General features: G+C 63.5%; 20 protein-coding genes and 1 pseudogene. 6 read left to right on the top strand and 15 right to left on the bottom strand.

Features of this window, described 5'->3' with window-relative positions; translation table 11 throughout:
- Positions 1 to 158 precede the first annotated feature (158 nt).
- The 7 genes and pseudogenes from Q4F19_RS17895 to Q4F19_RS17865 form a co-directional block, all read right to left on the bottom strand.
- A complete protein-coding gene (locus Q4F19_RS17895) occupies positions 159 to 2,255 on the bottom strand; it encodes a hypothetical protein (protein WP_303545502.1) in 2,097 nt (698 codons plus the stop codon).
- Positions 2,256 to 2,759: 504 nt separating this feature from the next.
- The gene (rlxS, locus tag Q4F19_RS17890) at positions 2,760 to 4,733 is read right to left on the bottom strand and encodes a relaxase/mobilization nuclease RlxS (protein WP_303545500.1); all 1,974 of its coding nucleotides are present in this window, start codon (positions 4,731 to 4,733) and stop codon (positions 2,760 to 2,762) included.
- Positions 4,734 to 5,302: 569 nt separating this feature from the next.
- The gene (locus Q4F19_RS17885; RefSeq protein ID WP_303545497.1) at positions 5,303 to 5,872 is read right to left on the bottom strand and encodes a lytic transglycosylase domain-containing protein; all 570 of its coding nucleotides are present in this window, start codon (positions 5,870 to 5,872) and stop codon (positions 5,303 to 5,305) included.
- Between the two features lie 20 nt (positions 5,873 to 5,892).
- Positions 5,893 to 6,465, bottom strand: coding sequence for a S26 family signal peptidase (locus tag Q4F19_RS17880; protein ID WP_303545494.1), 573 nt, complete (start codon positions 6,463 to 6,465; stop codon positions 5,893 to 5,895).
- The gene (locus Q4F19_RS17875; RefSeq protein ID WP_303545491.1) at positions 6,458 to 6,691 is read right to left on the bottom strand and encodes a helix-turn-helix transcriptional regulator; all 234 of its coding nucleotides are present in this window, start codon (positions 6,689 to 6,691) and stop codon (positions 6,458 to 6,460) included. The genes Q4F19_RS17880 and Q4F19_RS17875 overlap by 8 nt, the downstream gene beginning before the upstream one ends.
- A 313-nt stretch (positions 6,692 to 7,004) precedes the next feature.
- Positions 7,005 to 7,393, bottom strand: a pseudogene (locus tag Q4F19_RS17870) (type II toxin-antitoxin system VapC family toxin).
- A complete protein-coding gene (locus Q4F19_RS17865) occupies positions 7,390 to 7,635 on the bottom strand; it encodes an AbrB/MazE/SpoVT family DNA-binding domain-containing protein (protein ID WP_303545488.1) in 246 nt (81 codons plus the stop codon). Before Q4F19_RS17865 ends, Q4F19_RS17870 begins: the two are co-directional and overlap by 4 nt.
- A 498-nt stretch (positions 7,636 to 8,133) precedes the next feature.
- Between Q4F19_RS17865 and Q4F19_RS17860 the strand changes: the two genes are divergently transcribed.
- On the top strand, positions 8,134 to 8,352 hold the full coding sequence (locus Q4F19_RS17860) for a ParB N-terminal domain-containing protein (protein WP_303545485.1): 219 nt from the start codon (positions 8,134 to 8,136) through the stop codon (positions 8,350 to 8,352).
- A gap of 215 nt (positions 8,353 to 8,567) precedes the next feature.
- Positions 8,568 to 9,365, top strand: a complete 798-nt coding sequence (locus Q4F19_RS17855; protein ID WP_303545482.1) for a DUF2189 domain-containing protein — start codon at positions 8,568 to 8,570, stop codon at positions 9,363 to 9,365.
- Between the two features lie 44 nt (positions 9,366 to 9,409).
- Here the strand turns inward: Q4F19_RS17855 and Q4F19_RS17850 are convergent, their stop codons facing one another.
- Entirely contained in the window at positions 9,410 to 9,724 is a 315-nt protein-coding gene (locus Q4F19_RS17850) for an SGNH/GDSL hydrolase family protein (protein WP_303545480.1), read from the bottom strand.
- Between the two features lie 360 nt (positions 9,725 to 10,084).
- On the opposite strand from Q4F19_RS17850, the gene Q4F19_RS17845 reads away from it, so the two are divergent.
- The 4 genes from Q4F19_RS17845 (at position 10,085) to Q4F19_RS17830 (ending at position 12,946) form a co-directional block, all read left to right on the top strand.
- Positions 10,085 to 10,294, top strand: a complete 210-nt coding sequence (locus tag Q4F19_RS17845; protein WP_303545477.1) for a hypothetical protein — start codon at positions 10,085 to 10,087, stop codon at positions 10,292 to 10,294.
- 235 nt (positions 10,295 to 10,529) lie between these two features.
- Entirely contained in the window at positions 10,530 to 11,573 is a 1,044-nt protein-coding gene (locus Q4F19_RS17840; RefSeq protein WP_303545474.1) for a hypothetical protein, read from the top strand.
- A gap of 101 nt (positions 11,574 to 11,674) precedes the next feature.
- Positions 11,675 to 11,806, top strand: coding sequence for a hypothetical protein (locus Q4F19_RS17835; RefSeq protein WP_303545472.1), 132 nt, complete (start codon positions 11,675 to 11,677; stop codon positions 11,804 to 11,806).
- Positions 11,807 to 12,439: 633 nt separating this feature from the next.
- Positions 12,440 to 12,946, top strand: coding sequence for a c-type cytochrome (locus Q4F19_RS17830; protein WP_303545471.1), 507 nt, complete (start codon positions 12,440 to 12,442; stop codon positions 12,944 to 12,946).
- Positions 12,947 to 12,977: 31 nt separating this feature from the next.
- Here Q4F19_RS17830 and Q4F19_RS17825 read toward each other — a convergent pair whose 3' ends face one another.
- The 7 genes from Q4F19_RS17825 to Q4F19_RS17795 form a co-directional block, all read right to left on the bottom strand.
- The gene (locus Q4F19_RS17825; RefSeq protein ID WP_303545469.1) at positions 12,978 to 13,175 is read right to left on the bottom strand and encodes a hypothetical protein; all 198 of its coding nucleotides are present in this window, start codon (positions 13,173 to 13,175) and stop codon (positions 12,978 to 12,980) included.
- 65 nt (positions 13,176 to 13,240) lie between these two features.
- Positions 13,241 to 13,723, bottom strand: a complete 483-nt coding sequence (locus Q4F19_RS17820; RefSeq protein ID WP_341850201.1) for a TspO/MBR family protein — start codon at positions 13,721 to 13,723, stop codon at positions 13,241 to 13,243.
- A gap of 5 nt (positions 13,724 to 13,728) precedes the next feature.
- The gene (locus Q4F19_RS17815; RefSeq protein ID WP_303545467.1) at positions 13,729 to 14,919 is read right to left on the bottom strand and encodes a geranylgeranyl diphosphate reductase; all 1,191 of its coding nucleotides are present in this window, start codon (positions 14,917 to 14,919) and stop codon (positions 13,729 to 13,731) included.
- Positions 14,916 to 16,220, bottom strand: a complete 1,305-nt coding sequence (locus Q4F19_RS17810) for a BCD family MFS transporter (protein WP_303545464.1) — start codon at positions 16,218 to 16,220, stop codon at positions 14,916 to 14,918. The genes Q4F19_RS17815 and Q4F19_RS17810 overlap by 4 nt, the downstream gene beginning before the upstream one ends.
- Positions 16,217 to 17,125, bottom strand: a complete 909-nt coding sequence (gene chlG, locus Q4F19_RS17805; protein ID WP_303545462.1) for a chlorophyll synthase ChlG — start codon at positions 17,123 to 17,125, stop codon at positions 16,217 to 16,219. Before chlG ends, Q4F19_RS17810 begins: the two co-directional genes overlap by 4 nt.
- Positions 17,126 to 17,183: 58 nt before the next feature.
- On the bottom strand, positions 17,184 to 18,602 hold the full coding sequence (gene ppsR / locus Q4F19_RS17800; protein WP_303545461.1) for a transcriptional regulator PpsR: 1,419 nt from the start codon (positions 18,600 to 18,602) through the stop codon (positions 17,184 to 17,186).
- Positions 18,603 to 18,633: 31 nt separating this feature from the next.
- Positions 18,634 to 19,362 (bottom strand): cobalamin B12-binding domain-containing protein, encoded by a 729-nt coding sequence (locus Q4F19_RS17795; RefSeq protein WP_303545458.1) that lies wholly within the window; start codon positions 19,360 to 19,362, stop codon positions 18,634 to 18,636.
- Positions 19,363 to 19,586 lie beyond the last annotated feature (224 nt).

Genomic DNA, 19,586 nt, shown 5'->3' with positions numbered 1-19,586 from the left:
CAAATATGGCGACCATCGATGAGATCGACGTCCCTCAGGAACTAAGCCCTAATCATGTTAGATCATGCTTGAAGCCTTCGCGGCGAAGGCGAGTGCAGATCGGACAAATCCGTGGAGCGTTGCGGTTGCTCGGCGTAACATCACGAGCCACAGGCGATCTATTGCCCGATACGCCCAACCGCCGACGGATCATCATGCCAGCGAACATACAAGGCCCCGTTCGACGGACGCGGCACCTGAATGGAGTTGCCCGGATAGCCGTCGGGAACGGCTGCCGACGTCTCGAAACCCGCCGTGGACGAGACGGCTGAGATCAGAAAGAGGTTGTCACCGCTCAATTCGCACGCGGTTGCCGCCGGATCGTCGGGGCAATGCAGTTGGCGGACGGCGGGCAGTCGGACGAGCGTGCCGATCGAAAGCCAATCGCCCGCCACGCCGTCGCGAACGATCCGTGCTCGCAGCGGACCGAAGGCAGACGAGCCCAACGCGTTCGCCGGCTGTATTGTCGCGAGTGCGACCTGCGGATCGGCGATTGTCAGCCCATTGGCAGTGGTCAGGTTAGCGGTGACGCCGCCGGAGCTTGCCGAGACCTCGATCGTCTCACGCCCAGTAAAACGCGCCTTGTCCACGGCGCGGAACGAGACGCGGAGTGTGGAGTCGGACGGGATCTGATCGTCGGATCCTAGCGCAAGCGACAGCGACGACACCTGCGTCGGGCGCTCGATGTGCCGAGCAATCACGGTCGCCGCGAAACGAGCAAGGGGTGGCGGAGCCGCAAGCACGATCCGTTCCGCTTCTATGCCCTTGGGGCCGCTCACTTCGATCGTAGTGCCGTCCCGGGGGGCGGCGAGGCTGATCCGATCTGGCGCGAGCCGCTTCCATGCAACCGGCGCAACGCCGAGAGAGACCCGCGTAACGCACGCGGCTGCTCCGCCGGCGAGTTCGACCTGCCCGCTGCGCTTCACCGCCGGCGCATCCGACGCGAGACGCCAGGCACCAGGCCTGGCAGGCTGAAGACGGATCGCTGGACCTTCGAAAGGGACGAACCCCCATAGTCCGCGGACGGTGGCCTTCAGCGGCGTCGTTACCGTCATTGGCACTTTGCCGTTCGTTGCGATCACCAGACCACCACGCTCCACGTCTGGCGTCGCTGGCAGATCGATCGTCCCGCCGGGCAATTCGACGCTCAACACCAGATCGTGCGCATAGTCGGTCGCGTAGACCAGTGGCGCGCCGCTGATCGGTATGACGATCTCATCGGCTTGCGCGCAGATCGCCGGATCGGTGTCGGCGATCTCGAGAGGCGGCAGCCGAACCGGCGCGACGATCGGAAGCGCTGTAACCAACACCGACTTTGGATTATGGAAGGAGGGCGCGGTGTTGAGCACGAGCCGCAGCGCATTGCCGTCCGGCGTCGCGAGCGCGGGAATATACTGGTATTTCGCAGTGTGCATCGTGCTGAAGATGCCGATAATATCGCGCACCGCCGCAATGTACGGGCTGTAATAGCCGAGCCCCCCTTGCGGGGTCGAGCTGATCTGCAGCGCGAGATCGACGCCCGGGCCCGCGAGCGCATCGGTGATCGCATTGCTGTGGCCGTCGTTCAGTACCAACGCGTCCTGATTCTGGAGAAGGCATGCCACCTGCAGCTCGGGTGCCTTGGCGAGGCAATCGCTGTTGATCTTGATCTGCAGGCTGCGGGCCAGAAGCGGCGTGATTCGCTCCAGGCGATCGGAGTCACCCGGCGCCGGTCTCCTGACGGCTGCAAGAAACGCCTCGAGTCGGCGACGGTCGAGCGAGGCCTGCGCAAGATCCTGCGCGGCTCGAACGAAAGCGCCGGGTTTTCCCTGGACGGCGTTTCGGAGGGTCGAAAAGTCGCCGCCAGTTTGGGGCGCTAGAAACAGGATGATCTGTTGCGCACCGTCCGGCACGGTCAGCGTCAGACCCCTGCGGCCCTTTTTATTCCATACCTCAGACTGCGTGAACCAATTCTCGGGGGGCGGGTTCGTCGCGCCGCGCAGGAAGGCGGCGACGAGTAGGTAACGTGCGGACTGGTCCTCCGGCAGGTCGGCGCGGACATCAATCTCATCCCCGGTCGCCAGTTGCGGAACGTTCGCGATCGGAAGCACCTTGCCTGCATGGGTGACTGAGACCCGCAAAGTCGGGCCGGCTAGATCGAAGGGGAGATTCTCGGTCCTCCCAGCACTCGACAGCAAGCCCGCAATCGCCACGACGAGAAAGATATGGATACGCATCGTGCCCGACTACGTCAGGGTGCATGAACGATCCTTGGCCGTCGCATCGCTCACGGATTTGACGGGCTCGAACCCCACTCCCCTTACATTCCGGCGGGATCGCGCTCCGGCCTGTTTGGGACGTCCGCACAAGAATGGCACCGATCAGCGGAGCGCCGCAAGCGCATGGAAGATAACCCCGCAGCGGAGGTAGGGTTCGGGGGCGAGACGGGCATCGACCGTTTCTCGTCGGCGCTCTAGCTGGAAAAGGGTTCTAGCGGCGCGCTCTCCCGCTTATTGCACCGTTCGATGACGTGAGATCCGCCGTCTAAGGTCCAACACGCGGTCGGTTAGAAAGCGACGCTGGGCGGCATCCGATCTTTGCGCGCAGCGCAGCGGCCTAGCGCTAAATCGGCCTGCCCGCCTTCGCGACCGCGTCTGCAGCAGGAAGATGGCGGAGGCAATCGGGGCGCCGATCGCGCCCTTACAGGGATGGTCGCCAGCCCGATCGGCGACGCATAGCGATCAAGAGATGGTCGGCCCGCCCCGCCCTCGTCCGATCGACCAGCTGACGCTGTCGCTTCGCATGATTCCTAAGACGGGCTTTCCTAGCTGCCGCTCAAGCGGCGGTTGCCACGGTACCAAAGTAAACTCGCGCGAGTTTTCAATCAGCGCGAACCGACAGCTGATCGCCTCAATCCGCTGGCGGAAGACACCATCAATCCGGGCGCCGGGCCGCGTCTCGACAAAAGACAGTCCCGTCTCTTCCGACAGTCGCCCGGCGACGCGTAACAGTTCGCGCCTTTGAAGAATGCCAAGCATTCCCGCAGCGTAACGTGTTCCTGCATTGTCCTCTACCGCCAAATCCTGGGCGATGAGCCATTGCCTCCGCCGATCCTGCGCATCTCGCATTTCGGCTCCGAAGCCAGCGTTTCGGGCCATAAGCGGTTGGGCCCCGATGAGATCGCGATCGAGCCATGTCGCAGCGTCCGCATCAATCAGGTGCGCCAGCGGCCTCACCGACAAGATTTCAACGGAGATCGGCCGGTCGCGCAGCACCCTCGCTGCGTGCGCTTCCGCGCGCGCAAGATGATCAGTGGCAATGATCCATTGGCCTGATGGCTCGCGGGTCGCGCTCCCACTTAGACGGCGCATGGCTTCGAGGTGCCGGAGGTGAGACCCGGCGAACGCCGCGGTAGCGCTGGGATCATGGCGAAGATGCGCTTCCACGTCGTAGCGATTGCCATTAGCGGCAGCGACCGCGACGATGATGCGATCGGCGTCTCGTGTTTCGGCTCGGAGCGGCTCGATCTTTACTACCGCGCCCTCGCATAGGTGCTCAAGATCGGCTCCCCTGCCAATGCCGACAAAATGCGTACGGCCATCAAGACCATCGATGATGAGATAATGGCGGGCTGCATGTTCGTCGGCGAGCCCGCGCTCGACGACGCGACCTACGAGCTGGCGCGCTTGCGCAGCTTTGGGATCGTAGATCACCTGATCAACAGGCGCTCGAGCAAGTCCACGACTGGCAAAGGCACGCTGCATCGTGCGGATGATATCACCGCGCTCGCCGATCTCACGCAGCGTCGCATCGAAGTCGGCCGCCAAGCGCCAGCGTGCGTCGCCGATCGGTTCTGCCAGACCTAATGTGCCGAGCTTGGCAAGCCGGCCGGCGCGAAGCGCGCGATCGAAAGGGCTGCCATAGGCGAGACAAACTGTCCGATCCGCGTCCATATCGCGCGCCAGCGATCGATCGAGCGAGGTCAATCGCTCCTGCTGGACCTCAGCGCGAAGCCCTGCTTGCACGTCGCGCGCGGAACGCGGTCCAAGATCGAGATCGATAAGCTCCGATGCGCGCTCGCGAATGCCCGTCGTCAAATATTCCGACGCGATCACCACATCGCCGCCTAACTGATCTTTGCCGCGCACGACGACATGCGTGTGCGGATGACCCGTATCGAAGTGGTCAACCGCAACCCAGTCAAGTTTGACGCCGAGATCTTCTTGGACACGCGCCATCAGTCGCCGCGTCAGCGGTTTCAGATCTTCATATTCCGCGCCATCCTCGGCCGACACAACGAAACGAAATTGGTAGCGGTCGGTAGCGCCGCGCCCGCGGAATGCCGCGCCATCGACGAGATCGGAGTCCCGCCCATAGAGCGAGCCGGGGTCGCCGGCCCGCGTCGTGCCATCGCGTAGCAGATAGGACAGATGCGCACTCGCCCTTGCCGCCCCCTTACCGGCCAGTCTGACGATGCTCGCCTTGACGATGACGCGACGTGACCGGAAGCTCGCGCGCGCGCCACGCTGGGCAAGGACGCGCCCGACCCCTGCTCCGCGCCCGATGCGCGCGCCCAGGCAACGTTGCCGGGGGCTAGTTTTGCCGATCCTGCCGCCGGCCAGATTGGCAGCGGCGATCGCGCGTCCAAGATAGGTACGCGCGCGCTGGTTGCGCATGCGACCCATAGCAGGTTCGAACTCGGTATCGTCAGCCATCGACGCCTTCCGTCAGCGCTTCGACACAGCATCGCTCACACGGGCTATGATGGAAATCGGTGCTACCCAAAGCGTCGAAAACCCAGCATTTCAAAGCAAACCGACACTGGCGCCGTGGAAGGCCAAGGACCTGGCCGGACGACAATCGCGGGATACCGGATCATATGTTGGCGGGCGCCAGGCTTAGATCAGGCGCCCAACCGCTGCGGAGCGGCGACTCGGAGCACGGCCAAGCCTGTCGGATCCGCCGTGCTCCTCGCTAATGTCGGATAGCGGGGAAGCCTGCCGACACTTTCGATAACGACTGAGCCAAGCCCGATTTAAGTGCCCGCTCAATCTGTGCCCAAGTGGCGGCTCAGTGATCGGGGCCGCGACAGGATAGTAATGTATGCGCTGGCTTAGCGGTGACCGCTCCAGTGAGGATCATGTTTCGAACGCACGCAAAGTCGGCTGAACCATCGGGTCTGGCCGGGCTCGACAGCGTGGCGCGGCCCGACCCGAGACCACCTCTCACCGCGCACAGCGACACCCCTCTGATTGGAGGGGTTGAAGCGCGGTAACGCGCTCCATTACGGCACGCGGATAGCGAAAAGGTTGGAACCGGACGCGGGCTCCACAGGCGACGGTAGAGGTGCGGCCACCGCCGTCGCTGTTGCGAAGGTCGTCACTGGAGACTGCGCCGATAGCAGTGCTGGGGCAGACAGAGGCCCGCCCGCGACCTTAGCGAGATAGGTCCTCGTCTCCGCCGGAAGACCGCGCCGTCCGCTGAGGAACGCCACGTAGCGCGCCGGCCCGGCATTATAGGCAGCGAACAGACCTGGGTGTCCAAACCGCTCGTACATCTTGCGCAGATAGAAGGTACCAGCAAAGATATTGTCGCGTGGATCAAACGGATCGCGTCCGAGGTTCAGTGTTGCGCGGATCGTCTCCCAAGTGCCCGGCATGAGCTGCATCAGTCCCATCGCGCCTGTCCAGCTGACGATCGGGCGCCCATTCAGCGTCCTGCGGCCACCGGTCTCGGCCTGCATGACGCGCTCGATCCACGACACCGGCACGCCGAACCGACGAGATGCCTCGACGATATGCGGCGTCCAATCTGCAATTGACTGGGCCCGGACCGGCGGGCTGGTCGCCAGCATGAGCGCAAGCGACGCGCCCCTCAGCGCAACCACAGCGCGGTCGCCCTGCCCAGCACATCCCGGCGCTGCGTCGGCCCGAAATAGCGGCCATCGAACGAATCGGGTACATCCGTCATCAGCAGCAACAGTGCGTCATGACCCAGCGACACGCATCCCCGCCACTGGGGAAGCGCGCGCGCCGACGCATCGCGTGTCCGGCGACTGACAGCGCGACGGCCGTTAATCGTGATGCTGCTTCCTAGAGCGCAGACCCGATCCCCGTTCGATGCGGCCACACGCTTTACCAACGGTACTCCTGCGGGGATGTAATGACGGCCGGCCGCCAGCGCGCGTACGTCGGCAGGCATATGCGCGACCACGATGTCGCCGGTCGCGATGGGGGCAGTTGGGTTGATTTGATACAGGCCGGTCGGCGCGCTGGAACTGGCGTTCCAGATCAGCCGGGGCAACGGCGGCAGCACAATCGTGATGAGCACGATCGCGCATCCGGTGCTAATGAGCGCTGCGTGCAGCGCAACTCGACGGTCACCGGATGGCGCGCCTCGCACCGCATTGCCCGAGCCAAACAAGCCAAGATCGCGACGCTCACGCATCCTTGTCGCCCTTTTTGCGAGCGTTCGACCACGCATCGATTTCGTCAATATGGTAATAATAAGCGTGGCCGTGCATGCGGCAAACCGGTCCGCGCCCCTCGCTGCGCATTCCCTTCAAAGTGCTGCCCGAAAGGCCGAGGTAAAAGGCGGTCTGCTTGGCTGTTAGGAAGGGCGAGCTCTGACGCGCTTTTCGAGCACGAGTCGCAGTGTCGTCGCTCTCGTTCATGGGCTGGCTCCGACTTAAGGCGACTGCCCGATCGCGCCGCCCGGACACTCAATGGCGCTGTCACCGCACATCGCGGCAGGGTCGAAAACAAAGTCACGCCAATCCGACCCATTTGTTGATTGGGGCCAAGGCTATTGGATTCGTTAAGCGGGGCTGGTCAGGTGCAGGAGCGTCGGCGTGCGCCGGCATCAGCAGGTGATGCTGACGGGTTGCAAATGCGAATTGACCTATCCGGCCGGAGTAGGACGGCCGTCCGGTTACAGTCTAGAACGTATCAAGCTTACCCGCTGAGCGGGCAATACGTAGCCCGTGGTCAGCGGATGACCACGACCTTCACTTTCACGGCGTCGGCGATCGTGCGCCAGGTCTTGTCAGCGGTCCACGCGGGAAGGTCGTCTCGCAAAGCCAGCGCGAGACAGCTGCGATCACCCAGCGATAGACCCGCGCTGGACGTCAGCGCGCCGAGTCGACCGGCAAGCTTCGCCACAGACTTGTCCAGCGGCACCAGCTCAATGGGGAGCGGGTCCAGCATCGCATCCACGTCACGGAGGCCCGTGCCGGCGTGAACAAATGGCTGACGACCTCCGCATAATTGACCGTACTGATCCGGGCCGAGGCGATCGCATCAGCCACCTTGACGCCACCCGTTTCCCCTTTGACCATGGCGATCAATCCGGACGCATCGAGGATGAACTCGCTCACTCGCCGCTTTCCGCCCGTCGTGACGCCAGAAAAGCATCGACCGAGGCACTCGGCCGATCGCCGGTGAACTGTCTTGCGATAGCCTGCGCGCGGGCAACGGCCTGCGCGGCGGTCCGCCGCACGACGCCATCCTCGATCTCTTCCAGAAAGATCTGTCCGCCCTCGCTGAGACCCAGCCTTTTTCGGATCTCGACCGGCAGGCTCATGCGGCCATTCGGCGTGATGTTCACCTGGATTGTCATCGGCACATTCCCGAATCAATGGTACGCATTGAATGCCTGGGCATCGACCTGTCGGCTTACAACGAACCGCACATCGTGGCATGGCGTTCCCCTTGTGCGTCGGGCAAAAATGGCGTGCCACGAATGCCGTCGTTTGCGAGCGAAGTACGCCAATCGCTCCAATGCGATGGCAGATGGCTACGCGATACGGCTACGCTGCCAGGCTTCCGCAAGCGGCGTGCCACCAAGCCGCAGTCAGACAGACATTTGGTAGGCGGGAAAGGTCGAGCTTTACCGTCGTTGCGGCTATAGAGGAGCCTCTGGCGAAGAGGGCCGTCGCTGCTTTGTGCTCAGCGCGTCCCGCGATCATCCCGCTTAGGTTCTGCTTTGGCCTGAGGCCAGCAGAGCGATACCAAAGAAGAGCGCCGTTGCCGCGCTTGCGCCGGTGATCGGCCAGAGAAGCTGATAGGCGTTCGAGATGGCGGCGACGCCTGTCGCGGACTGCTCCAGAATCTGATCGTGACCGCCAGTCGCAAGCTGCGCCGCACGTTCTCCGTCGAGGCCGGCGGCCGCCAGCACGCCGCCCTGCAAGCGCTGGCCCGGGAGGGCAAGCTCGCTTACCGGCGCACGTCAAAGTGCCAACGCCGCGACGGTCGGAGCGCAAACGCTCTGGGGCATCCCGCCGCGATGCGCTTCGGCGGTGGCGAAATCGTCAAAGTGGTGGTGCCCGGAAAATAAAGCCGGGGAGGCGACGGGTGTCGGCCTCGTTCAACGAAAATGGATCGAGGTGGTCGGTGGCTATGGAGGCGCGCAGCGTCGGATGGCTTGAGGAAGCGCAAGATTCGTCAAGGTCTCTTTGAGAGCGTATAGAGAAGTATCGCCACCGGTTGTGACGCGAGCGTGATGGCGACCGAGAGCGCAATGCTCCCGCTTGCACAGCGCGAGTGCCTGCCATGCCTGCCGCACTGAATCCCACCGGGTCCGTCTCGTCACCATCTGCACAACCTGCCGTTCGCCGGATCGGCCCTGACGATTTGCATTGGGCGTTGCAAAGCGGCTGGCAGGATTTCGTTGCTAAACGCGGCGATGTCCTGTTCGTGGCCTTGCTGTATCCGGCGATCGGGCTGATCACCGCGGTGATCGCACTGAAAAGTTCGCTGCTGCCGTTTTTTTTCCCCCTGGCCGCGGGCCTGTCGATTCTCGGACCGATCGTTGCGTCGGGATTTTACGAACTTGCGCGGCGCCGCGAACAAAATGAACCGGCGGGCTGGTCGCACTTCCTCGATCCGCTCCTATCTGATCGACGGAACGGAATTGTGGGGCTGGCTGCAATGATGGTCGGCCTCTTCGCGATCTGGCTGGCGGTCGCCTGGGCTCTGTATGCGGCGACGCTCGGCCAGCTCGAGCCCGTCGGGGCGGCAGGGTTTGTCAGCTTGCTTTTTACGACGGCGGACGGCTGGATGCTGATCATCTTTGGCAATGCCGCAGGCGCGCTGATCGCAGCAGCGACTTTGGTCCTGACACTCGTGTCCGCGCCGATGCTGGTCGACAGGCCCGTGAGCGTGGACCTCGCCGTGCGTACCTCGCTGCGGGCGGCGGCGATGAACCCGGGCGCAACGGCGCGCTGGGGCGCAACGGTGGCGGCGCTGCTTCTGCTGGGGTCGATCCCGGTCTTCATCGGGCTTGCGATCGTCCTGCCCGTGCTGGGTTATGCGACCTGGCATCTGTACACCCGCATCGTCGAGCGCTGAATCGCCACGGACGCCCCCTCCGGGAGGGGCCAGGAGGATCAGAATCAGTTCCACCTCATATTTGCTGGCGCGCCATGGCGTTGGCGAGATTGTCCGCGAAAAATCAGCCCGTTGTTGAAGCAAAGATCAGAATAGCTGTTAGTCGGGTTCGCCTGGATGCCCTTGGAGCCGGAAAAGGCATTGCCAACATCAACGAGGCTGTCGCCGAACAGATAGAGGCGGGGATAGCTTGCCGCCAAACGGGTGGAAGGGATCCTGCGGCGAGCGAGACGAAGCAGACAAGCTTGCGCAACAGAGCGACCACGGCTGACCCGGGTTTGACGAATTGACGACCGTCCTTGCTCTGAAGAGGCGCTCATCCAGATTAAGCATCTGTTTTATTTTGACCTTGCCTTACTAAATCGCGGCGGCACCGCAAAACAGTAATGTACACGCGTCCCGAGCGAGACGGTGGCGACGGTGCTCATTCTGATTGCCGACGCTGGCGTCGCCATCACGTCCGCGGCCCACCGGCATTCGCTGGCAGCAACACGAAGCACGCTACCAAGCCTCTCGGCGCTGGGTCCAGCCTAACGTTCTCTCGCCCGACCTCGGCTTTGCAGGCGGCGATGATCAGGGCGCGGGATGACGGGCGCAAGAACAGCCGGACGGCAAGATCAGCGAGAACCTTTGTCAGCGCGGTCATGGCGAGCTCTTCCCAAAAATAGTAGAAAGATCGGATGGTCACCCTTCCGCTCATTCATTGGCAGGCGATCGCGGCTATGCCAGATGATCGAAAGGACGGGCGCGACATGCTGCTTTGGAACGGCGACGCCGAAGTAGGAGCCTGGTTCGACAATGGGCTCGACGGACCCGGATGGGCGGGAACGCGCGATGTCCTCCCGATCGAAAACGTTACGCATTGGGCCGACATCAGCTTGCCAGAATGAGAGCTCGTCGAAGCCAGCGCCCCCAGACGGCGCTCGCGGCGCGCCACGATGGCCTTGAAACCGATGCTTGGATTTGACGTTGCGACGGCCGAAGTTGAGGTCTTCGAACGCGGTGAACTAATAGCGGTATTGGCTAATCAATAAGAGAAGGTTCTGCTAGCCATCGGGGGTAGTGACACCAGCTCAACGAGAGCGGACTAGCGAGGAATCTGTGCGCCAACGTTAAACAGGTGAGTTGATGGACACAGCTCCGTGGTCGCACGGCAGCGCCGAAGCTGACTCACAAGACCGACCGGTGTTTCTTCAGGACTGGTGGGTTGATGCGGCTTGCCGCAATGTTTGTTCGACAGTCGATATCAATGCCGGATCAGCTGAATCGTGCGAAGGCTGGCTGCGCTACATCATTTATAGAAACAAAATCGGATTGCGCTTGGGCGTGTCTCCGTTCTGGACGCATCTCGGCGGCCCGGTTCTACGGAGCGGTCTATCATCGGATAGGCAGCGCCATACTATTCGCCATCTCGTGAGCGAGTTGCCCTCTGATGTGAGCATGCGCTTCGTGTGCGATAGCAATTCTGACTACGCAGCGATCGTGCGGGACGAGTTCATGGCGGCAGGGTTCAGCCTAACTCTCTTGCCGACTTATCTTAATCAGCCAGGCGACAGTGATATACTCTCGCGTATGAAAAGCCGGCACCGAGCACAAATCAGAGCTGCAGCGAATGAAATGACAATACAAGACATACATCCCGATCACTTCATCCGGTTCTATCGGCACAATTTACCCTCGCGAAGCCACTCTCCCCTCGTTGCTGCACATCAACTTCTAAGCGAAGGCATTGCTCGTGGACAAGCGCACGCGATAGTTGCCATAAATATGCGCGAGCCTTGCAGCGAAGGCATGCCGGATGCCGCGATCGCCTGCGTATGGGACAGAAACCGATATTATTACTGGCTTTCCACACGCAGGCGCCCTTCTACCACCAACGCGTCTAAACCGAACCCTGAGGCAACCAAACTCCTGATTCTCGCAGCAGTAGACCGCGCGGCCATGATGGGTCTCGAGTTTGATGCCGATAGTCCGGAGACGGCAGGAGGTCGAGCTCTATTTGCACAAATACTGAGGTTTCGCCGTATTGAGCATAGACTTGTGTTTACTCGGCATACTCTACTAAACAAGGCGTACAACCAGGTCACGCGTCGCATCAAAGAAACAGTCAAAAGCGCTTTTCCAAGAGCTCGGGTCCATGTGCCTATATTTGGTGAAATTGAACGATAGAATCCTGATCCATTTCAAATATCGGGCCTATCGTGCGCCGCGCACAAATTTAGGTAATTTTTGCGACGCAGTGAACCGCGGCTCTAGCCGAGATTGCCAAGATGCCTGTTCTCTGCTTGCTCGCGCTGCGCGGCATCGCCTATGACGCCGACGCTCAGCGCAACTTTCACACCGAGGCCGGACGGGCGCTCAAGCGTTTCGAGACCACGTTCCGGCTGCCCAGCCAGTCATGACATCCGCGTTTGTGCCGGCTTACCTGCCATCTCGGGCGAGGGCATCCTTCAACCGACGCGCTTTAAGTGCGGTCTCTCTGGGCGGCTTTGGCCGTTGCGAAATCCTGCCCCGGCGCTGCCGCGGCCGATCCGATCATCCCGGTGAACGAAACCATTGGGCCGGGATCGCGGAGCTGCTCGATCGACCAACTGGCCGCACGGATGGCGCGCGATCTGAGGCTCGCCAGCCTGCTACCGCGATTCCTCCCGCATAGTCGCCTGGGGGGGCCAATCTCCTTTCAGACGCACCCGCACGGTAGGCAAGGGAGCCGACCGGTCTCCGCGTTGTGGGCCGAGCGGTATACGATACCGCAGATCAAAACTTCAGCTTCGACACGCGTCCCGGCGCGTGCGCGGGATCTCGACGTGACCCGCCGACAGATCGTCGCGACGCTTGGGCAGAGGCGCCTTGCTGGGACTCGTCGGCGGGATGGAACAGGATCGCGAGAAATCGAACTGGACAGACGGAACGTAAAATATGTTGGACAGTTTGTGGTTGGGCGCCGAGAACGGCGGCTCAACATGCGGTGGAGAGGTCGGATGGCTCGATCGGGTTCGATGGTTGGTTTCTCGGGATGGACGCTTTGTGCGGCGATGTCCGCGTTCACCCTCTCAGCCTGCTCGAAGACGGCGGAGCCCACGGATACTCCGCCGTCTTCGACGACCACTACCGAGCCGACGATACCCGAGACAACTGTCCCAGTATCGACCAATTCAACTGCTACACCCGCTGCCCCCGCAGCGCCCGCCGCCGACAATACCGACACGATCAGCGGCGTGAAATATGCGAGCTACACGGGCGATGCGGACAAAGGCAAGATCGCCTTCCTGACCTGCCAGACATGTCACTCGATCGATGCGGGTGTGAACAAGATCGGCCCGTCGCTGCATGCCGTGGTCGGCCGTGAGGCCGGCACCATCGCGGGCTTCTCCTACTCAACCGCAAACAAGGATAGCGGGATCACATGGACGCCCGAGAAGCTGTTCCAGTATCTCGAAGCGCCGCAACGCGTCGTGCCGGGAACCAAGATGACCTTCGCCGGCTTCTCTGATCCGCAGAAACGAGCCGACGTGATCGCCTATCTGAAGAGCAACAGCTGATCGCGCCCATTCCGGCGGTCGGCGGCCGGATCTATCGTCTCTGCCGCGCGAGATCAGCAAGGTGCACGGGAAAGGACGCCACTAGGGAAAGTGCGATCCAGCGCCAGTCCAGCCCGGTCAGTGCCGCCCGCAGCGCGAGAAGCATCAACGCCCCGGGCACCAGCCTCAGCAGCGCATCGGTCCCGCGCCAAGCGCACATCGACACCAGCCAAACCAGTTCAAGGAGCATGACCGCCAAGACGACGTCGGCGGCATGACCCCTGGCGAACAGCCAGGCTATCCAGCCGGCTCCGGTCAGGCGAACGGTCCATTGAGCTGGACGATCGTCATGTTGAGATAGCCGGCGAAGGTCACCCATAGCAGGTAGGGCAGCAGCAGCACCGCGGCGAGCATCGAACGCGGCCAGACGATGATGATTAGTCCTGCGATCGACAGCCACAACCCCAGCACCTCGATCACCGCCCAATCAGGACGGTGCAAGCGGAAGAAGAGCAGGCTCCACAGGATATTGAGAAATCCGCTGAGCGCAAACAGGCCAAGCAGTCGTTCTCGCTCAACCCAGTGCGACGTCGCGAGCCACGCCGTTACGCCTGCGAGCGCGGTGCAGGCGTAGATCGCCGTCCAGGCGATCCCATAAGCCACGTCCGCCGGAGCCCAGCGCGGCTGGATCAGGCTATGATACCATAGCCCGATGTCGGTGATCGTCGCCCCGAGCAGCGCAACGATCGCTGCGCCAAAAGATGCGATGACGATGGGAAAAGCCCAGGAGCGGCTCACGATCGTCAGACCGCCGTCTGCAGCAAGTGCCGCATATCTTTCGCGAATATGCGCAGGTACGCGAGTGGTTTCGCATAGATCAGCCGCTTGTTCATGTAGGCCGGCCAGAGCAGGTCCTGCACATCGCTATCCTCGCACATCGTCACGAAGCGCTCGCGACGCCGGTCGTTACGATACCAGAAGTGTTGCATGATCCCTAAAATCTGGAACACGCGTCCATTTTCCCGCATGAACCGTCGACGCGCCAAGCGGAGCGCCTTCGGATCGCCAGAACGGAGGAATTCGGCGACCGCACCAGCCGCTTCGCGGCCGGCGACCATCGCATAATAAATGCCCTCGCCCGATGCTGGCGCGACGACGCCCGCCGCGTCGCCGGTCACCAGCACGTCGCGGCCATTGTCCCATTTCCGCAAGGGACGCAGCGGGATCGGCGCGCCCTCGCCCCGGATCGTTTCGCACTGACCCAGACCCGCTTGCGCGCGGAGCCGGCCGACCGCGTCCCGCAGCCCAAAGCCCTTCCACGCGCTGCCGACGCCGACACTTGCGGTGTCGCCATGCGGGAAAATCCAGCCGTAGAAATCCGGCGAAAGCGCCGCCTGATAGAAAACGTCGCAGCGGTCGCGATCGAAGCGGGCGTCGTCATTGGCGGGCGAACGGATGATCTCATGATAAGCGAACACGCAGGGCGTTTGCTCCGCCTCAGCGAAGGCCGCACGGGCGACGCGCGATCGCGCTCCGTCGGCGCCGATCACACAGCGCGCGCGCGTCTTATGCTCGATCCCATCGGGATCGTGATGCACCACCACCGCACGACCGTCTCCGTCACGCTCGATCCGGTCGAAGCGGCCGGTGCACCGGGCGGCGCCAGCCGAGGCCGCCCGCGCGCGCAGCCATTCGTCAAAGCTTTCGCGATCGACCATGCCGACAAAACTGCCGTCTCCGACGCGATCCACGGCCATGTCGATCCTATTGTCGGACGGCGCGATCATCCGTGCGGACGTTACTCGCGCGACGATCAGATGATCGGGTATCTCGAAATCCCGGATCAGGCGCGGCGGGATCGCGCCGCCGCACGGCTTGATCCGTCCGGCCCGGTCCAGCAGCAGGACATGATGCCCTGCATAGGCGAGATCGGTCGCGGCGGTAGCACCGGCGGGCCCGCCGCCGACGACGATGCAATCATACCCCGCGGTCATGCGACCTTGGGCTCCAGCCGCTTGCGTCGCGCGACACCGCTCGGCGCGAGTGACGCTGCCACGAGGAAAAGCAAAGCCTCCCCGCCGAACACCACCGTGAACGTCTCGGGCGTCGAGCCGATCACGGCACGACCGACATCGACGCCGATGGCACCGATCAGCACCCCCAGCCCAAACGCGATCGCCTGCGCCGCACCCCAAACGCCCATGCGCATTCCCTCGCGCCCGCTTTCGCCGCCGGCCAGCCCCATCATCGCGCCGATCGCAGAGACCGCGAATATGCCATTGGCGAAACCCAGCACCGCGATGTTGGCGGAGAGCGGCCAGTTCGGCCCGGCGCGCGCGGCCAGCGCCAGCCCGACCAAGGCCAGCGCCGAACCCGCGCAGCCGCCGAGGATCCAGCCGCGCAAACTGGTGGCAGTACGCCCGCCGAACGCGCTCCCACCGACGCCCACCAGAATCATGCCGGCCAGCACGCCGCCATGCTGCAGCCCGGAAAGCCGGGTCGACTGGCCCGGTGTGAAGCCGAACAGCAGCCCGGCAAACGGCTCCAGGATCAGGTCCTGCATCGAGTATGCCAGCATCGACAGAAAGACGAAGAGCGTGAAGCGGCGCGCTTCCGGATCGGCGAGCATCTCCCGTAGCGCCGTGGCGAAGTCCGGCTCGGTCGCACTCCCCGCGGCGACTTGCACCGCCCCAGCCCGGCCTTCCACACCCCAAATGGCCGCGGTCGCGAGAAAGAGCGCCCCGCCCGCGACTCCGCTCGCGACGAGCGCGAGCCGGCGCAGCGAGAAAGGATCGATCAGCGCCCCGGCGATGCCGGCCGTGATGACGATGCCTGCGATCATCATGATCCAGGTGATCGATGCGGCGGCCGCGCGCCGCTCCGGCGCGACGCGTGTCGCCAGCAGCGCGAGCAGCGACGTGCCTGCCGCGCCCACGCCCGCGCCGATCATCGAGAATGCGACGATCGCAAGCGCATAACCCCCGGCCGAATGTGCGGCGAGCAGGCTCAGCGCGCAGATCGCCAGCATGGCGCCGAACGCGAGCAGTCCCATGCCCAAGATGATCCACGGCGTGCGCCGTTGCCCGCGATCCGAGCCATGACCCCACAGCGGTCGCGACAGTTGCACCGCATAATGCCACGCGACCAGCCCGGCCGGCAACGCCACGGGCAGCGCATATTCGACGACCATCACGCGATTGAGCAGGGACGTGACCAGCATCACAATCGCGCCGATCGCGCTCTGGACCAGCCCGAGCCGGACGATGCCGAGCCAGCCCAGCGAAGTCGGCTTCACAGCTCCGCGACCCCGCCGAGCCCGAAAGCTGATGCGAGCATCCCGAGCACGTATAGTGTCGTGCCGGTCGCATTGTACCACGGAGTGCGCGCCAGAGGATCGCCAAGCAGGCGGCGCATCAGCACGGCTTGCCCGATCAGCAAGGCAGCGACGATACCACTCGCCAGCCAATGGTCCCAGGACGCGAGCAAGGCAACGACCACCACTTGCGGCGCGACCATCACCCTGCATGCGAGTCGCGCCGCGGGTCCTACCCCCAGGAGCACGGGAAGCGAGCGCAAGCCGGTGGCGCGATCGCCTTCCACCGCCTTGAAATCATTGAGCGTCATGATGCCATGCGCGCCGAAACTGTAGAGCGCGAGAATGATCAGCGTGTGCGTAGCGGGCAGCGCTCCCGCCATCACGCTGGCGCCCGTGAACCAGGTCAGCCCTTCATAGGTCAGCGCGACCACCGCAGGACCCCATATGCCGCTAGCCTTGAATCGGAACGGCGGCGCACTGTAACCCCACGCGCAGACCAGCCCGAGACAGGTAGCGGCCAGCACCCACGGCCCCGTCGCCGATGCTACCAGTAACGACAGAGCCGCTCCGGCGATGGCGATCCAGAGCCCCCACCGCCCTGCGATCCGGCCCGATGGGATCGGCCGTTTCGGCTCATTGATGGCATCGACATGGCGATCGAACCAGTCGTTGACCGCCTGGCTCGTCCCGCACACCAGAGGCCCGGTGAGCAGCACGCCGGCGATCAGGAACGGCCAGCGATCGGCGACCGCGACGCCCGACGACACCACCCCGCACATGAACGCCCAGATCGGCGGGAACCAGGTGACTGGCTTAAGGAGCTCGATAATGTCGCGTAGAGCAGGAGAGGGGGTCCCCATACGGAAAGCGGCCAGCCGGTCCATACCAGGAGGCTAGACTGGACATAAAAATGCGTCAAATGGAATTGACGGATACGCGCTGTCAGCTGTCGCCCGAAACGAGATTGCCCAGGCCATGCCGATGGAGCTTGGAATAGAGGCTCTGGCGGCTGACGCCGAGCACCTCCGCGGCCGAAGCGCGGTTGTCGGATGTATAAGCGAGGGCCGCTTCGATGCAGAGCCGCTCAATCATGTCGGTGCTCTCGCGCACGATCTCCTTGAGCGACATCCGCCCGACAAGCTCGGTTAGCTGATCCACCGATCGCGGCGCATCCCGAACGGCAACCGGCGCCTCGCGCACGCGGCGCGCAACGCTACGGATGGTGAAGCCGAAGCATTCGCCGCCCTGCACCGACGCCACGACCCCGGACATCTCGATATCTTCTTGCGCGCCGGCTGCGCCGCGCACGATGGTCGCGACGTTGCGCACCGAACCATGCTCGCGCAATTGCGCGACAATCAGTTCCAGATCGATGCCCGGGCGGCCGATCCACGATCCGAGACGCGCCCCGGCCACTCGATCGGCCGAAGGCATCTCCGTCAGTTCGACGAAGGCCGCGTTAGCGGTGAGCACGTTCAGGTCGCGATCGACCAGCACGAACGCATCGGGCATCCTCTCGATCACGTCGCCCAGCGCCGCATCGAAGCGGTGTTCCGCCTCGCCACCTTCGGAAGGCTCGATGCGTATGATCAGGAGAGGCATGCGCGCCTGACGGAACAATCGCGCCGAAATCCGCGCGCTGCCGGCGCGCGCGCTGAGTTCCAGCGAGGTCGGCTCGAGATTGTCGGCCGCTTCCGCCGCGCCGAGATAGGCCACGAAGTCGTCGCGCTGGTCCTGCGCGACGATGGCGCCAATGGGAGTGCCGATCAGGGCTCCCTCGCGCGCGCCGAGCAGGCGGTGCGCCGCCGGATTGGCCTCGCGGATGCGCCGCGTCTGGACATCGATGATCAGGACCGGCTCGGACGCCATGTCGAACAGCATCCGATAGCGCGTCTCGGCTTGGCGCAAGCGGATATAGTCGCGCTCCAGCGCCTGCTGGGTCTGAAGCAGGCGCTGCTGCATCGCCGCGGCGGCGCGCATGTCGCGACCGATGGCAATCAGCCGGTCGCCTAGCTTCACGACCATATATCGTACGGGCACATCGCCGCCGGCCGCAGGATGATTGACCTGACGCCACCGCACGAGCGCGGGCTCGGCAACGGCGGCCAGCATCTCGGCGGCCTTCGTCCGGCTCTCAATCGTCATCGTGTCGATCCAGGACTCGCCGACCCAATCGGCGAAGCCATGATTTGTAAGATCGCCCTGCGCCATCACATCCAGGATCGTGCCGTCATGGGTCAGGATGAATGTCACATCACCGACCGCAGCGAGCAGGGGCGCGGCTACCTCTGCCGAAAGCGCCGCTGGCAACGCGGACGTCGCAAAGGCCGTTTTAACGGGCGGGGCACTATGCTGGTCCATCGGCGAGCGCCGCACTCCACGCAGAATCAAATCAGGCTGCGGCCTCCCATTCGCGAGCGCGGACGAGTTCAACGGCGACCTTCAAGGCAAGCTTCGCATCGCGGGCCGTGCCATCGGCGCCGACATGCGCCGCCAGATCTGGATCCGCGCTGAAAATCCTGCCGCCTACCATCACGCAGAGCCGCGGATTTTTGGAAACGTTCCGCAGCGCAGCAATGAACGAGGCAAGGCTCGCGATATGGCAGTCGCAGCTGACGGTCAATCCGATTATGTCGAACGACTCCGCGGCCACGCGCCTCAACAGCGACGCGGCTTCCGGTTCACTGAGCCGGTCGGTCAGCCACCCGTCGCGCCGGAAGACCTCGTCGATCAAGACCGCGCCAAAACTGTGCTGATCGCCCGGCATCGAGGCGAACAAAGCGCGGCGGCCGCCCGAGGGCGCAAGCTTTCCGGCGGGCACCCGGGCCGAAATCTCGTGGATGACCTCCTGGAGGCGCCAGAGGCCCATCGTGACGTCCACAAAATCACAGCGGTCCTCCTCCCAATATTCGCCCAGCAGACGCGCAGTCGGCGCCAGCAGATCCACCATCACGGTTTCGAACGCGATGCCGCGCGCTAGGATCGTCTCGACATGGGAGAGCAGCGCGTCTGCCTCGACCTGCATGACCAGAGGAGCGAACGCCTCGATTTCGACGACATCGATGATCGGATCGAATTCGCCTGCCGGTGTCGCCCGTGCCGGGGCCGCATGCGCGATCATCAGGCGCGGGATGATCTCACTCTCGATCAAAGTTGAAAGGGAGCGAGCATGATCGGTATCGACATGAACGAGGAAGGCCGCGAGACTTGCCGGATCCGGAGCGAAGTTGCGCTCAAACAGATCTCCGTCGATCGCGGGTAACGCGCCTTCATATCGGATCATCGATGCCATCTCCGGCTCTCCCAGCCTGATCGACACATTTCCAACCGCGCCCAATGACTTGT

It is taken from the genome of Sphingomonas natans (assembly GCF_030546695.1).
In the GTDB taxonomy this organism is placed as follows: domain Bacteria; phylum Pseudomonadota; class Alphaproteobacteria; order Sphingomonadales; family Sphingomonadaceae; genus Sphingomonas_I; species Sphingomonas_I natans.
Note: the sequence above shows the minus strand (reverse complement) of the source record. Positions and strands in the feature narration are given on the sequence as shown.

Coding starts and splice junctions, on each gene's coding strand:
- Q4F19_RS17795 (WP_303545458.1), bottom strand. CDS start 19,362: ATGATCGCGCATGCGGCCCCGGCACGGGCGACACCGGCAGGCGAATTC.
- Q4F19_RS17825 (WP_303545469.1), bottom strand. CDS start 13,175: ATGCTCCTTGAACTGGTTTGGCTGGTGTCGATGTGCGCTTGGCGCGGG.
- Q4F19_RS17880 (WP_303545494.1), bottom strand. CDS start 6,465: ATGCGTGAGCGTCGCGATCTTGGCTTGTTTGGCTCGGGCAATGCGGTG.
- Q4F19_RS17835 (WP_303545472.1), top strand. CDS start 11,675: ATGCCTGTTCTCTGCTTGCTCGCGCTGCGCGGCATCGCCTATGACGCC.
- Q4F19_RS17855 (WP_303545482.1), top strand. CDS start 8,568: ATGCCTGCCGCACTGAATCCCACCGGGTCCGTCTCGTCACCATCTGCA.
- Q4F19_RS17895 (WP_303545502.1), bottom strand. CDS start 2,255: ATGCGTATCCATATCTTTCTCGTCGTGGCGATTGCGGGCTTGCTGTCG.
- Q4F19_RS17830 (WP_303545471.1), top strand. CDS start 12,440: ATGTCCGCGTTCACCCTCTCAGCCTGCTCGAAGACGGCGGAGCCCACG.
- Q4F19_RS17865 (WP_303545488.1), bottom strand. CDS start 7,635: ATGACAATCCAGGTGAACATCACGCCGAATGGCCGCATGAGCCTGCCG.
- Q4F19_RS17875 (WP_303545491.1), bottom strand. CDS start 6,691: ATGAACGAGAGCGACGACACTGCGACTCGTGCTCGAAAAGCGCGTCAG.
- rlxS (WP_303545500.1), bottom strand. CDS start 4,733: ATGGCTGACGATACCGAGTTCGAACCTGCTATGGGTCGCATGCGCAAC.
- Q4F19_RS17885 (WP_303545497.1), bottom strand. CDS start 5,872: ATGCTGGCGACCAGCCCGCCGGTCCGGGCCCAGTCAATTGCAGATTGG.
- Q4F19_RS17845 (WP_303545477.1), top strand. CDS start 10,085: ATGGTCACCCTTCCGCTCATTCATTGGCAGGCGATCGCGGCTATGCCA.
- Q4F19_RS17815 (WP_303545467.1), bottom strand. CDS start 14,919: ATGACCGCGGGGTATGATTGCATCGTCGTCGGCGGCGGGCCCGCCGGT.
- ppsR (WP_303545461.1), bottom strand. CDS start 18,602: ATGGACCAGCATAGTGCCCCGCCCGTTAAAACGGCCTTTGCGACGTCC.
- Q4F19_RS17850 (WP_303545480.1), bottom strand. CDS start 9,724: ATGAGCGCCTCTTCAGAGCAAGGACGGTCGTCAATTCGTCAAACCCGG.
- chlG (WP_303545462.1), bottom strand. CDS start 17,125: ATGGACCGGCTGGCCGCTTTCCGTATGGGGACCCCCTCTCCTGCTCTA.